This is a genomic window from Ancylobacter sp. (assembly GCF_965229075.1).
In the GTDB taxonomy this organism is placed as follows: Bacteria; Pseudomonadota; Alphaproteobacteria; order Rhizobiales; family Xanthobacteraceae; genus Ancylobacter.
The window spans coordinates 469,686-482,583 of sequence record NZ_CBDDIO010000001.1 but is presented as its reverse complement, the minus strand read 5'-3'; the positions used below and the strand labels follow the sequence as shown (position 1 = coordinate 482,583).

Below are 12,898 nucleotides of genomic sequence, written 5' to 3'. Positions count from 1 at the left end.
CCGTCAGCCGGCGCGGTCGGGCTGGAAATAGCGTCGGTAGTCATAGATCTCGGAGCCGTTGGCATCGGCCTCCGCCAGCGCCAGCAGGTCGGCGTGCAGCGGCGACAAATGGCAGGCGGGATCGGTGGCGGCCGCATCGCCGGCAATCGCCATGGCCTGACAGCGGCAGCCGCCCCAGTCGATTTCCTTGCGAACGCAGCTCTTGCACAGCGGCGGCATCCAGTCCGTGCCACGGAAGGCGTTGAAGGCAGGAGAATTCACCCAGACATCGCTGAGCGAATGGTCGCGCACATTCCAGAAATCGAGGTTCGGGATCGTCTCAGCCGCGTGGCAGGGCAACACCTTGCCGGAGGGCGTGACATTGAGCGACTGCCGGCCCCAGCCATTCATGCAAGGCTTGGGGTACTTGGCGTAATAGTCCGGCACGACGGCATCGATGGTAAGCGTGCCCTTGAGCCGGGCGCGCGCCTCCTCCACCACGTCGAGCGCCCAGAACACCTGGTCGCGCGTCGGCATCAACGCGCCACGATTGCGCAGCGCCCAGCCATAATATTGCGAATGGGCGATCTCGATACGCTTGGCGCCGAGGGACAATGCCAGCTCGATGAAGTCCGGGATCTGGTGAATGTTGGCCCGATGCACCACGGAGTTGATGGTGAGCGGCAGGCCGAGCCGGCGCACCTCATGGGCAACTGCGAGCTTCCTCTCATGCGCGCCGCGAAAATTCGAGACCTTGTCGGTCATATCCGCCGTCGCGCCCTGGAAGGACAGCTGCACATGGTCGATACCGGCATCGGAAATTGACTGTAGACGCTCCGCCGTCACGCCCACGCCGGCGGTGATGAGATTGGTGTAGAGCCCCACCTCCACACAGTGGCGGATCATCTGTTCGAGATCACGCCGCGCCGTCGGCTCACCACCGGAGAGATGGACCTGCAGCACGCCGAGCTTCGCCGCCTCGGAGAACACCCGCAGCCAGGTCTCGGTTTCGAGTTCGACATTGCGCCGGTCCAGTTCCACCGGATTGGAGCAATAGGGGCATTGCAGCGGACAGCGATGGGTCAGCTCCGCCAGCATGCCATAGGGAATGGGAGGCGCCGGGCGTGCCGGCACCTCCAACTGCTGGCGAGGTTCGTCGATCAGGCTCATGATGCGGCATCCCCGACCAAGGGGGAAGTGACCTCGATCAGCCCTTTCTCGGCCAGCCCGGCGAGGAAGGCATCGACATCGGTCGCGATGGTCTGGCGCTCCACCGTGAAGGCGGCGGCGAGTTCGTCGACGATGAGGCCGATGGAGCGCGCACCGTCCACCTTTTTCAGGATCTCGACTGCGACCGGATCGGGATTGAGCACCCGCTCCGGCGCCAGCAGCACCCACTGGCCCCGCGCCTCGTCATGCCGAAGGCGCACGCCGCGCGCCAGCCTAGGAACGCTGTTCGCCGCAAGAGTCGCTGTCATCACCCCTCCTTCGGGACGAAGGCTCCCGGATAGGCCATCTTCGGGTCGATATAGGCGAAATAGAGCGCGTCGAGTTGCACCCACAGCACGTCGCACTTGAATTCCAGCGCGCGGATCGCCTGTTCCTGCTGCTCCGGCGTGCGGGCGTGCTGCTTCACATAGTCGAGCGCGAAGTCGGCATCGCGCGGCGCCTGGGTCAGGCGCTTGTCGAAATAGGCAAGTGTCTCCTTGGAGACGAAATCATAGTTCTTCAGCATGCCGGCGACACGCTCGCCGATGATGCCGGGCGAGAACATCTCCGTGAGCGAGGAGGCGATGGCCTCAAGCAGCGTCTTCTCACGGACGAAATGCACATAGGCGTCGACCGCGAACTTGGTCGCCGGCAGCAGGCCGCGCAGGGAGGTGACGGTATGGCGGTCGAGCCCGAGGCTGTCGGTCAGCACCAGCCAGCGGGCGATGCCGCCCTCCCCCTCATGGTCGCCATCGTGATCGACGATGCGCTGGCGCCAGACGCGGCGCAGTTCCGGCTCCTCCATGCGCGCGAGAATGGCGGAATCCTTCACCGGGATCATCGCCTGGTAGTAATAGCGATTGAGCGCCCAGGCCTGAACCTGACCAAAGGTGAGCTGGCCATTATGCAGCAATTTGTGAAAGGGATGCAGGCTGTGATAGCGGCGCGTACCAACATCGCGCAAGCGCGCTTCAAGCTCTTCTGGCGAAAGAAGCGTGGTCATAGGGCAATCTCCATCCCATCGTGAGCGATTTCCCATCCGGCTTTATTCGCCGTGATCCGCTCATCTGAGCCATCAACCAGCACCGGATTGGTGTTGTTGATGTGAACATAGATTTTCCGCCCGACGTTGACCTCGCGCAAAGCCTCGATCGAACCGCGCGGACCCGACATCGACATATGCCCCATCCGCGCCCCGGTCTTGGTGCCGACTCCGGCGAGCACCATCTCGTCGTCCTGCCATAGCGTGCCGTCGAACAGCACCGCATCCGCCCCGTCCAGCCGCGCGCGCAAGGCGTCAGTCATGGCCGCGCAGCCGGGGATATAGAGAACGCGCCTGCCGCTGGCCGTGAGTTCGACGCCGATGGTTTGCTCGCCCTCGCGATCGGTGGTGAGCGATCCCTGCTCGGCCTGCTCGCGCGCTTCAAGATAGAGGGCGATCTTGCCCGGCACCGGGAAAATCGTCACCTGCACGCCTGCGACCAATTCAAAGGACGCGCCCAGTTGCACCGGGCGGCGCGCGACGACATCAGGAGCCAACACATCGAAGGCGCTGCTGCCCGCGAGCACTCCCTGCACGCCCGGCGTCGCCAGCAGGCTGAAAGGCTGCGCCTCGCGCAGGCTCAGCAGCCCGGCGACGTGGTCGATATCGGCATTGGTCAACAGCACGGATTTGAGCGGCGAATGCCGCAGACCCTCGCGGGGATGCAAGGCCGGGGTCGCCTGCAATTGCGCGAGAATTTCCGGCGCGCAGTTCACCAGCGCCCAGTCGCGACCATTGGCGGTCACGGCGATCGATGCCTGCGTTCGCCGCCGGACACGGGGATCGTTCGCCCAGGCAAGCGAACAGACCGCGCAGCGGCAGTTCCACTGAGGGAACCCACCGCCCGCGGCTGATCCGAGGATCACAAGCTTGAAGTGGGACGGGGGCGTGGTCATCGGCAAAGCGATTTCATGCCATCCCGTCCCCAGAAGGCTCAGAAGTCAGCCGGATAGTAGGCGTTGACTTCCATGCCGACGCAGACTTCAACAATGCGAGGAGCAGTCCAGGCCATATCGTCCTCCTGATGTTGTCCAATCCCTCTTTACTTCATAAGAAGATTATAAGAGATTGAGTTGCTTTGCGGATATTTCACCGCTTGAATAATGTGATGATCCTTTGGTCATCCGTCAAGAACACCTGACCATCTTTCCCTCAGGCACACATTATACCACGGTGATGTGATCGCGAACGCTGCATCTCAATTCCCGTCCGCGTCCAGCATGAATCCACGGCCCCGTACCGTGACGATGAGGTGCGCCCCTTCCGGCAGAGCCTCCGCCAGCTTGTGGCGGAGATAGCCGACATACACATCCACGACGTTCAGAGAGGCGCCGCCATGGCCAGCCCAGAGCGCGGCGAAGATATCCGCACGTGACAGGGGCTCGCCGGGATGACGCATGAGCAGCGCCAGGAGTTCCACCTCGCGTTCGGTCAGCCGCACACGGACGCCGCCAAGCAGCGCCTGCCGGGTGTCGAGATCGAGCGAGAGCGCGCCGACCTCCAGCGTGCGGGGCTCACTCCCGGCACTGCTGCGGCGCAGGGCCTGCACCTTCACCCGCGCCAGCAATTCCTCGAAGGCGAAGGGCTTGACGATGTAGTCGTCCGCCCCTGCCATCAGCCCCTCGGTACGCTCATTCACGCTGGAACGGGCGGAGAGCATGAGAATCGGCGCCGTCTGGCCGCCGGCCCGAAGCGCCTTGCACACTTCGATGCCCGAACGACCCGGCAGCATCACGTCGAGAATGATCGCTCCCCACGGCTTGCCCGTGGCAACCCGCAGCGCCGCCTCGCCGTCACCGACCAGTTCCACGTCGTAACTCTCGGAGGAAAAGCCCCGCCGCAGCAGCGAGCCGATATCAGGATCGTCCTCCACGACCAGAATGTTCATTGGGCGGCCTCCAGTGTGATGTCCGGGAGCGGGAGCGGCAGACGCACCGCGACGCAGGTGCCGCGCCGCCCGCCGCCCTCTCCCGTACTGCTTTCAATGGCGATTCGACCCCCATGGCGGTCGACAATCCACTTTGCGAGGGCGAGACCTATACCGAAACCCGTCCCTTCGCGCGTGCCGGTCGAGCCACGCCAGAACCGCTCGAACACATGCGGCAATTCGTCGGGTGGAATGCCGGTGCCATGGTCGCGCACCTCGATCACCACCTCCTCGCCCTCCCGGCGCGCGCCGAGCCGCACGCTCTCGCCGGGAGGCGAGTGACGTACCGCATTGGCGACGAGCCCATCGAAGGTCTGACGCAGCCATTCGCGGTCGGCATCTACGGCCAGCCCTTCCGCCCCCTCCTCCGCCTCCAGCACCAGCCCGCTCGCCCGCGCCAGCGGCGCCATGCCTTCGCAGACCTCAGTCAACAGGTCCGACACCAGGAACAGCGAGCGGTCGAGTTCGATCTGGCCGCTTTCGGACCGCGCGATACGCAAAAGGTCCTCCACCCGTCGATGTAGACGGCGCGCGCGCGACTGGATCACCAGCAGGGCCGCGCGCAAATCTTCCTCGCGCGGCTTCTGTGGCCGCAAGGTGATCTCGACCTCACCGAGGATCACCGTCAGCGGCGTGCGCAGTTCGTGGCTGACATCGGTAAAGAAGCGCCGGCGCGCCATGTCGACATTTTCAAGCCGAGTATTGGCGGCGCGCAGTTCGGCCGTTCGGGCTTCGACGATTTGCTGCAGTTGTTTCTGATCGGCCACCAGCCGGGCTTCGCGGCGGGCGAGATGCGCCGCCATGCGGTTGAACCGCGCCATGGCGAGGCTCAGTTCGTCATGTCCCGTCACGTTGACACGGGTGTCCGATCGCCCCCGCGCGATCGCCGCCGCCGCCGCCGCGACATCCGCGACGCGGTTCACCAGCGTGCGGCCGAGGAGATGGTAAAGAGCGACCGCCAGCAGGAAGGCGAACGCGACGCCGGCCAGCCCCCAGCGGATGGTGCGCTCACGCAGTTCCCGCACCTGATTATAGGCGTCGAGGGCGGTGGTACGCTCCTCCTCCATGGCCTGGCTGAGCGGCGCGCCGAAGCCGGCGGCGAACACGTCGAGCGCGACGCGGGCGGCCGTCGCGGGCTCCTCCGTCCTCAGCGCCAGGTCGACCTGCCGGTCCAGCACATCGAACTGCGCCCGCAACCGGGCGATGGTGCGGCTGCGCGCCGCCATCAAGGTCCGCTGTTCCTCGCCGACCAGCCGGCCGACATAGGACGAGAGCGCCTCCTCCAGCCGCGCGAAGGCTTCCCGCGTCCGCTCGGCGGCGAGGACGCGGCCGGCGCGGGCGGGGGTACGCTCGGCCTGCGGCGACTCGTGCCCGGCCTGCAACGCCAAAAGCGCGTAATCGCCGATGCGCCCCGAAATCGTGGAGAGGAGTTCCAGCCGGGTCTGCGCGGAAACGAGCCGATCCAGCTGGCTGCTGACCGCCCCCAGCGCGAGGACAAGCGCCAGAGTCGACGCCGCCGTCACGAAGACGGCAACGGAAAGCAAGAGCGCCATGCGCGCTCTGAGCGATGAGAACAAGCCGCGCCCCATCCCGCCTCACCGGATGACGCCACCCCATGCGATGGCGTCCCAATGATTTCACGGACGCGACCCGTGCGCACGCTGCGATGCAACAGGCCGAGTTTGCGATGGCAGCAAGCTACGCCGCGATCAGATATCGCGCCCGCCTGCGCCGGGAGGCGCGCAGCGCCATTTGAGCACCTTCCATTTAGGGTGGGTCTCGGTCCATTCGGCAATCACCGGCATGGCGCCGATCATGCACTGCATGGGCGCGGGCGGCGCTTCGAGCCCGACAGACACCGCCTCCTCGCGGCACGTGCCGGGGCTGGCGATGAGGCAGATGGAAAGAATGAGCTCCATGTTGTTCCTCGTGGCGTGAGTGCAACGCCGTCCGAACGCTCCCCCGAAGGCCGGCCTTGATCTCTACGCCGCACGCGGCAGTCGGATCACTCATGAATGCTGCAACGCAGCAAGAACCTTGCCAATTGCATCCGGCGGGGCCGGCGCCCGCGTTCCCGGCGCGTATGCGCGTCCCGCGCTCACAGCCGGCGAACTATGCCGCATTTTTGGTCGTGCCGCCAGTTTCCTCAAGTTGCGACCATTAGGCATGCGCGACAATATTCCGTGGGGCAAGCGCGCCTGCCTGCGTCATACGAATGAAGAATCCCTTGCAGATAAAGGCGAAGCGGGCCTAGTCTCTCGCCGTAACGTGTCTGGTCGCGCTATCGGGCCAACCGGTTTGGTGTTCCAAACGCTGCAACAAAGATAGCCGGGACATCGGGGGACAATTCCCGTCCCTTGTCATGCAACCCCGTTCTGGGAGGAATAGATGGCCAAGATCAACAAGGTACTCATCGGCGAGTCGCTGGTGGGCGACGGCAACGAGGTCGCCCATATCGACCTCATCATCGGACCGCGCGGCTCCGCGGCCGAAAGCGCCTTCCTGAATGCGCTGACCAACAACAAGGACGGCTTCACCTCGCTGCTCGCGGTCGTGACTCCGAACCTGCTCGCCAAGCCGAACACCATCCTCTTCAACAAAGTGACCATCAAGGACGCCCGCCAGGCCGTCCAGATGTTCGGCCCGGCCCAGTACGCGGTCGCCAAGGCCGTGGTCGACAGCGTTGCTGAAGGCGTGATCCCGGAAGACGAAGCCGACGACCTGTTCATCTCGGTCGGCGTGTTCATTCACTGGGAAGCGGCGGACGACGCCAAGATTCAGCAGTTCAACTATGAAGCCACCAAGGAAGCGCTCAAGCGCGCCGTGGAAGGCCAGCCGACGGTCAAGGAAGTTCTCGCTCAGGCCGCTTCGGCCAAGCACCCCTTCGCCGCTTAGATCGGAAGCAACCCTGGGCAGACAACAGCTCCGCCCGCGGCCCAATACCCGAAGGGCCTGCTCCAGCGGTTGGCGGCGATCTTCCTGAACAAGTAAGGGCCGCACACGCCCTTGCTTGCGCCACGGAGGCGGCGGTTTCCGCCCTCTCACGCCGACGCAGATCATTTTGGCCCGGGGCTTCATCGCTCCGGGCCTTTTTCATTCGGGGCGTGCCGAAAGCGCGCGGATGGCCGGCCAACGCTGCCGACAAGTCAGACGACCGAAGACCAGGTACGTTCCGTTCGGCTAGGCCGCATCCAGGCTAAGGCGCACCGCGTCGAGGCACGCAGGCGTCGCCCGCTCCTCCGGCGTCAGGTTGATCGGCATGTCGCGGACGACCTGCACCGGCGCACCGTCCAGCACGACGATACGGCTCGCCAGTTCCACCGCCTCGCGCCGGTCATGAGTCACGAACAGCACGGTGGCCGGACGACGGGCGAGCAGGCGACGTAGCAGATCCCGCAGCCGCGCCGCACCCGCCTCATCCAGCGAAACGAAGGGCTCGTCCATCAACAGCACGTCGGGCGCTATGGCGAAGGCGCGGGCCAGCGCCACGCGCCGCTGCTGGCCGAGCGACAAGCGCTCGGGATAGGCCCCCGCGAGATCGGCCAGCCCAACCTCCTGAAGCATCTCTTCCGCCTGCCGGCGCCCCGCGCCCCCCGCCGGCAGCGGCAGGGCGACGTTCTGAAGCACTGTGCGCCATGGCAGCAACCGAGGGTTCTGGAACGCATAAGCGAGGCGGGGCGCCGCAGTGCCGAAACCGATCGCGCCACGAAAATCCCGGTCCAGCCCGGCGACGATGTTGAGCAGCGTGGTCTTGCCAATGCCGGACTCTCCCAGCAGTGCCACGAAGGCGCCTTCCGCAATATCGAGATGGAAGCTGTGAAAGACCGCACGGCCAGCCCCTCCCGCCTGCGCGGGATAGCGTTTCTCATCGATCGCGATCGTGATCGCGCTCATCGCCGCCACCTGTTGGAGCGGCGCTCCCAAGGCTGAAGAAGACCGATTTCGATGAGTTGCACCACCGCGGTGAAGGCGAGCGCATAAGCGAGGATACCGGCGACATCGAACAGCTGGAACGCGGTCTGCAACTCGAACCCGACGCCGTTGGAGCGGCCGAGCAACTCCACCACGAGCACGATCTTCCAGGTGAGCGCCAGGCCGGAACGGGCACTGGCGGCGAAGAACGGCACCAGTTGCGGCAGGACCACCTCGCGCAGCGCCCGCAGGCGCGGCACCCGGTAGACCTGCGCCATCTCGTCGAGATCGCGCGACAGCGCCGCCGCGCCCTCCCGCATCGTCACCGCGACATTGGGGATCTTGTTGATCGCCACCGCCGTGATCGCCGCCACTTCGGTGAGGCCGAACCAGACATAGCAGAGAATGATGACGACCAGCGCCGGCAGGTTGAGCAGCACGACAAGCCACGGTCCGAACAGTTCATTTAGCGCCACCGACCGGCCCAATACGATGCCGATGGCGGATCCAAGCGTCATGGCGATGAGGAAACTCGCGGCGACGCGGGCGAGCGTGATGGCGACGCTCTCGGGCAGAACGCCGGTGCGCGTGGCGCGCAGCATGGCCGCGAACACGTCAAGCGGGCCGGGCAGCAGGCGCGACTGCGCCCACAGCGCGGCGACTTGCCAGAACAGCAGCAGCGCCAGCAAGGAGGCGGCCGTCAGCAGCAGACGCCGGGACGTGGACACGGTCTCACTCGCCGATAGGGCCGAACAGCGAACGGTCGAAACGGGGATCGGGCCCCACCAGTTCCTCACCGCCGATCTGCGCCAGCACCTCGAACAGCTTGGCGCAGGAAACCCGCTCCGCCTCGCCGAACGCGCCGGGAATGCCGGCGCGGTAATAGTCGCGCAGGCGGGCAAATTCAGCATCGTCCGCCGCCTGCATCAGCGGGCGAAGACGGGTCCAGGCCGAATCGTTGGTGGCGAGCACGCGATTGGCCGCCGCCGCCGCACGCAGGAAGGCCGCAATCGCCGCGCCGCGTTCCGCCATGACGGCGTTGCGCCAGACAAAACCGACCAGCGGCGGCACCGGGTCGATGCCGAGCCCCCGCACCATCTCGCTGACATCGATCAGCCGGGCGAAGCCGCGGGCGTCGAGCCGCGCGGCATAGGGCCAGAAGGTCAGCACCGCATCGACGCGGCCGAGCGGCAATTGCTCGCTCACCAGCGGCGGGGCGCCATAGACCGGCTCGGCGGCGCTGGCGAGATCGACGCCGAGCTTCGCCTTCCCATAGGCGCGCAGCAGCAGCCAGCTCTTGTCGAGCGCGCCGCCGGCAACGCCGATGCGTCGGCCGCGCAGATACTCCAGCGTCTTCACCGGCCCCTTCGCCGCCACCATCACCGCACCCAGCGCGCTAGAAAACGGCGCGAAACGCATGCGTTCACCATCGCTGGTGCGCCGCATCGCCCAGAGCCAGTCGCTGACGATGAGGTCGATGTCGCCCGCCTGCAGCGCCACCGTGGTCGCCTGCCCGCTGGCGAAATCGACGCTTTCCAGCGCCAGCCCTTCCCGCTGGTCGAGCCCCTCGGCGCGGATGGTCTCCACCAGCCAGTTGAGCGTGCCGAATTTCAGCGTCCCGACACGCAGCGCCAATGCCGGCCCAGCTTGGGCGCGCAGCAGCGAGGGCGTGGCGACGAGGCCCGCCGCTGCCGCGAGCAAAGCCCGGCGCGAAAGCGGCGAGAGGGGGGCACGGGTCATGGGGCGGCCTTCCCGGTAAGCGGCGGATCAAGCAAACGGTTGCGCACGAGATAGGAGACGCCACGCAGCCAGGATTCGTCCGTGTTGTTGCGGATATCGGCGCTGCCGGCGCGCAGCACCTCTCCGGTGGCGACATCGCGCAGCTGGAAATTGATGTTGAGGATGAGGTTCGACACCTTCTGCACCAACCCTATGACCTCGATCTGCGCACCGAGTGCCTGGGCGATCGGCAATTCGCAGCTGTTGCAGTTGCGAAACGGCGTAGCTTCCGTGATCTGCGCCTGCTGGGGCGAAAGGTCCAGCACGTCATAGCCTGCCTCCTGCAGCCGGCGCCGAACCTCTTCGGTGATGAGATCGAGCCTGCGCTTCTCCTCCGGCTTCGGACCGCGAATGTCGACCTCGCTGCTGGTGTCGAGCAACTCGAAGTCGAACACCGCAACGCGCGTCGCGGCCTGCGCGGCGTTCACCACCCCGGGGCCGGCCCCCAGCGATATCGACACGGCAAGAGCCAAACCGAGAAAGCGGCCGGCACGAACTGGAAATCTCATTCGGCTTGCCTCCTCGATGGGCGACTTCTTCCCGGCCTGCGCAATCATATCGACAAGAACTCCTCCTGCAACCCACCGGGAAAAAGTTCCCGATTGAAATATTTCGTCTATGCTTGCGACAATAGCAGCGTTACATTCTCTTATTAGTTTCTTATGCACTCAATTTTATTGAATGCCTGATTTTGTTTGCGTAGAGTTTTCCCCAAGGCTCACGAGAAAAGTTCCGAGGACCATCTCCTCGAGAACGCAAGCCGCGGGATGGAAAGCCGATGATGAGGATGGCAGGCGCCGTCGGCGCGACGCTTATGGCGATGGTATACGCCTCTGCCCCCGCCGGAGCGCAGGAAGCTGCGGCGCCCACCGCTCCCCCTGCCTCCCCGCCCTTGGCCGCCAAGCCGGCGGCGGCGATCGGTCCGGAACAGACGTTCCTGATCGGCGTGGTGCGCCAGCTTCCGGAGCCGCCGCCTTGGATCGCGCCCCTGCAGATGCCGCCCGATGACCTCGGCATCGCTGGCGCCGAGCTCGGCATTCGTGACAACCTCACCAGCGGCCGCTTCCTCAAGCTCGACTACAAACTGTCGAGCGAGATCGTGCCCACGGATGGCGACACGCTGCCGGCCGTGGCGAAGCTGGTCGAGGCCGGGAATCGCTTCATCCTGCTGGACGTGCCGCCGGATGCGCTACTGAAGATCGCCGATACCTATAAGGATCGCGACATCGTCTTCATCAATGTCGGGGCCACGGACGACCGGCTGCGGCAGAAGGACTGCCGGGCCAATGTGTTCCACATCGCCCCCAGCCGCTCCATGCTGACCGACGCGCTGGCCCAGTTCCTCGTCACCAAGCGCTGGCAGAACTGGTTCCTGATGGTCGGTCGCACCGACAATGACAAGCTCTATAGCGAGGCGGTGAAGCGCTCGGCCAAGAAGTTTGGCGCCAAGATCGTCGCCGAGAAGACCTGGGACTATGGGCCGGACGCGCGCGCCACCGCCCAGTCCGAAGTGCCGCGCGGCACACAGGTCGGCGAGTACGACATGCTGATCGTCGCCGACGAGCTCGGCGAGTTCGGCGACATCCTGCCCTACAACACCTGGCTGCCCCGCCCGATCGCCGGCACCCAGGGGCTGATGGCGCTTTCCTGGCATCCGACGATGGAAAACTGGGGCGCCTCGCAGCTGCAGAGCCGGTTCTTCAAGCAGTCCAAGCGAATGATGCAGCCGCTAGATTTCCAGATGTGGCAGGGCGTGTTCGCCGTCGGCTCGGCCAGCCTGAAGACGCGCAACAGCGACCCGACGAAGATCGAAGCGCAGATGCTGTCGCACGATTACGACTTGCCGGTGTTCAAGGGTGTCGCTGCGTCATTCCGCAGCTGGGACCATCAGCTGCGCCAGCCGATCCTGCTGACCCACGCCACCAATACGGTGACGCTCTCGCCGCAGGCCGGCTTCCTGCACCAGACCTCGCCGCTTGATACGCTGGGCTTCGACAGACCCGAAACGCTCTGCAAATTCCAATAAAATCAAACAATTGCCTGGAGGAAACGATGAAACGACAGATGCTGCTGTCCACCGGCCTGGCCACCCTAGCGGGGCTGATGCTGGTGGATGCCCTGCCGGCCGAGGCGTCTCCGCGCGCCTTCGTGACCAATGAGCGCGACCACACGATGAGCGTGGTCGACATGTCGACGCTGAAGGTCACGAACACCATCAAGACCGGGCGTCGCCCACGCGGCATCATCGCCAGCCCTGACGGCAAGCTGATCTATGTCTGCGCCTCCGACGACAACCGCGTCGAGGTCTATGACGCGGCGACCCTGAAGCTGGTGAAGACGCTGCGCTCCGGCCCCGACCCGGAGCTGTTCGTGCTGCACCCTTCGGGCAACCCGCTCTACATCGCCAACGAAGACGACAACATGGTCACGGTGGTGAATGTCGAGAACAACGATCTGATCGCCGAGATCCCGGTCGGCGTCGAGCCGGAAGGCATGGGCATCAGCCCCGACGGCAAATACATGGTCAACACGTCCGAGACGACCAACATGGCGCATGTGGTCGACACCTCGAACAATGAGATCATCGAGAACATCCTGGTCGATTCCCGCCCACGCATCGCCGAGTTCAGCAAGGACGGCAAGCAGCTCTGGGTGTCGGCGGAGGTCGGCGGCACGGTGGCGGTGATCGATCCCGCGACCTGGAAGATCGTCAAGAAAATCTCGTTCAAGATCCCCGGCGTGGCGGACGACGCCATCCAGCCCGTCGGCGTGCGCATCACCAAGGACGGGTCGAAGGCCTTCATCGCGCTCGGCCCGGCCAATCGGGTGGCCGTCGTCAACGCCAAGACGCTGGAAGTCGAGAAATATCTGCTGGTCGGCCAGCGCGTCTGGCAGCTCGGCTTCACGCCGGACGAGAAGTTCCTGCTCTCGACCAACGGCAATTCCAACGACATTTCGGTGATCGACGTTGCCGACGAGAAGGTCACCAAATCCGTCACGGTCGGCCGCCTGCCCTGGGGCGTGGTCGTGGTGCCGTGACCGCCATTTTC

Annotated in this window: 15 protein-coding genes; 3 read left to right on the top strand and 12 right to left on the bottom strand. The window is 65.2% G+C overall.

Features of this window, described 5'->3' with window-relative positions:
• Positions 1–3: 3 nt before the first annotated feature.
• The 8 genes from pqqE to ACO07Z_RS02455 all read right to left on the bottom strand — a co-directional run bounded on the left by pqqE (position 4) and on the right by ACO07Z_RS02455 (position 6,076).
• Entirely contained in the window at positions 4–1,149 is a 1,146-nt protein-coding gene (gene pqqE / locus ACO07Z_RS02490) for a pyrroloquinoline quinone biosynthesis protein PqqE (RefSeq protein ID WP_421697255.1), read from the bottom strand.
• On the bottom strand, positions 1,146–1,457 hold the full coding sequence (pqqD, locus tag ACO07Z_RS02485) for a pyrroloquinoline quinone biosynthesis peptide chaperone PqqD (RefSeq protein WP_307020184.1): 312 nt from the start codon (positions 1,455–1,457) through the stop codon (positions 1,146–1,148). The genes pqqE and pqqD overlap by 4 nt, the downstream gene beginning before the upstream one ends.
• Positions 1,457–2,191: a pyrroloquinoline-quinone synthase PqqC gene (gene pqqC, locus ACO07Z_RS02480; protein WP_307020185.1), complete on the bottom strand. Its 735-nt coding sequence runs from the start codon at positions 2,189–2,191 to the stop codon at positions 1,457–1,459. The genes pqqD and pqqC overlap by 1 nt, the downstream gene beginning before the upstream one ends.
• On the bottom strand, positions 2,188–3,126 hold the full coding sequence (gene pqqB / locus ACO07Z_RS02475; protein WP_421697254.1) for a pyrroloquinoline quinone biosynthesis protein PqqB: 939 nt from the start codon (positions 3,124–3,126) through the stop codon (positions 2,188–2,190). The genes pqqC and pqqB overlap by 4 nt, the downstream gene beginning before the upstream one ends.
• A gap of 38 nt (positions 3,127–3,164) precedes the next feature.
• A complete protein-coding gene (gene pqqA / locus ACO07Z_RS02470; RefSeq protein WP_081620376.1) occupies positions 3,165–3,242 on the bottom strand; it encodes a pyrroloquinoline quinone precursor peptide PqqA in 78 nt (25 codons plus the stop codon).
• A gap of 186 nt (positions 3,243–3,428) precedes the next feature.
• Positions 3,429–4,118 (bottom strand): response regulator transcription factor, encoded by a 690-nt coding sequence (locus ACO07Z_RS02465; protein WP_421697253.1) that lies wholly within the window; start codon positions 4,116–4,118, stop codon positions 3,429–3,431.
• The gene (locus tag ACO07Z_RS02460) at positions 4,115–5,710 is read right to left on the bottom strand and encodes a sensor histidine kinase (protein WP_421697252.1); all 1,596 of its coding nucleotides are present in this window, start codon (positions 5,708–5,710) and stop codon (positions 4,115–4,117) included. Before ACO07Z_RS02460 ends, ACO07Z_RS02465 begins: the two co-directional genes overlap by 4 nt.
• A 156-nt stretch (positions 5,711–5,866) precedes the next feature.
• Positions 5,867–6,076 carry a hypothetical protein gene (locus tag ACO07Z_RS02455; protein ID WP_421697251.1) on the bottom strand — a complete coding sequence of 70 codons (210 nt, stop codon included), beginning with the start codon at positions 6,074–6,076 and terminating at the stop codon, positions 5,867–5,869.
• 469 nt (positions 6,077–6,545) lie between these two features.
• Here ACO07Z_RS02455 and fae point away from each other — a divergent pair, with 469 nt between their 5' ends.
• Positions 6,546–7,052: a formaldehyde-activating enzyme gene (fae, locus tag ACO07Z_RS02450; protein WP_126278901.1), complete on the top strand. Its 507-nt coding sequence runs from the start codon at positions 6,546–6,548 to the stop codon at positions 7,050–7,052.
• A 285-nt stretch (positions 7,053–7,337) separates the two neighbouring features.
• Here the strand turns inward: fae and ACO07Z_RS02445 are convergent, their stop codons facing one another.
• Genes ACO07Z_RS02445 through ACO07Z_RS02430 form a run of 4 tightly spaced genes read right to left on the bottom strand, consistent with a single transcriptional unit; the run spans position 7,338 to position 10,357 of the window.
• Positions 7,338–8,051 carry an ABC transporter ATP-binding protein gene (locus tag ACO07Z_RS02445; RefSeq protein ID WP_421697250.1) on the bottom strand — a complete coding sequence of 238 codons (714 nt, stop codon included), beginning with the start codon at positions 8,049–8,051 and terminating at the stop codon, positions 7,338–7,340.
• Positions 8,048–8,797 carry an ABC transporter permease gene (locus ACO07Z_RS02440; RefSeq protein ID WP_421697249.1) on the bottom strand — a complete coding sequence of 250 codons (750 nt, stop codon included), beginning with the start codon at positions 8,795–8,797 and terminating at the stop codon, positions 8,048–8,050. Before ACO07Z_RS02440 ends, ACO07Z_RS02445 begins: the two co-directional genes overlap by 4 nt.
• Positions 8,798–8,801: 4 nt before the next feature.
• Entirely contained in the window at positions 8,802–9,809 is a 1,008-nt protein-coding gene (locus tag ACO07Z_RS02435) for an ABC transporter substrate-binding protein (RefSeq protein WP_421697248.1), read from the bottom strand.
• Entirely contained in the window at positions 9,806–10,357 is a 552-nt protein-coding gene (locus ACO07Z_RS02430) for a DUF3280 domain-containing protein (protein WP_421697247.1), read from the bottom strand. Before ACO07Z_RS02430 ends, ACO07Z_RS02435 begins: the two co-directional genes overlap by 4 nt.
• A 269-nt stretch (positions 10,358–10,626) precedes the next feature.
• Here ACO07Z_RS02430 and ACO07Z_RS02425 point away from each other — a divergent pair, with 269 nt between their 5' ends.
• Together ACO07Z_RS02425 and ACO07Z_RS02420 are read left to right on the top strand one after the other, a co-directional pair.
• Positions 10,627–11,874, top strand: a complete 1,248-nt coding sequence (locus tag ACO07Z_RS02425) for an ABC transporter substrate-binding protein (RefSeq protein WP_421697246.1) — start codon at positions 10,627–10,629, stop codon at positions 11,872–11,874.
• 26 nt (positions 11,875–11,900) lie between these two features.
• Entirely contained in the window at positions 11,901–12,887 is a 987-nt protein-coding gene (locus tag ACO07Z_RS02420) for a PQQ-dependent catabolism-associated beta-propeller protein (protein ID WP_421697245.1), read from the top strand.
• Positions 12,888–12,898 lie beyond the last annotated feature (11 nt).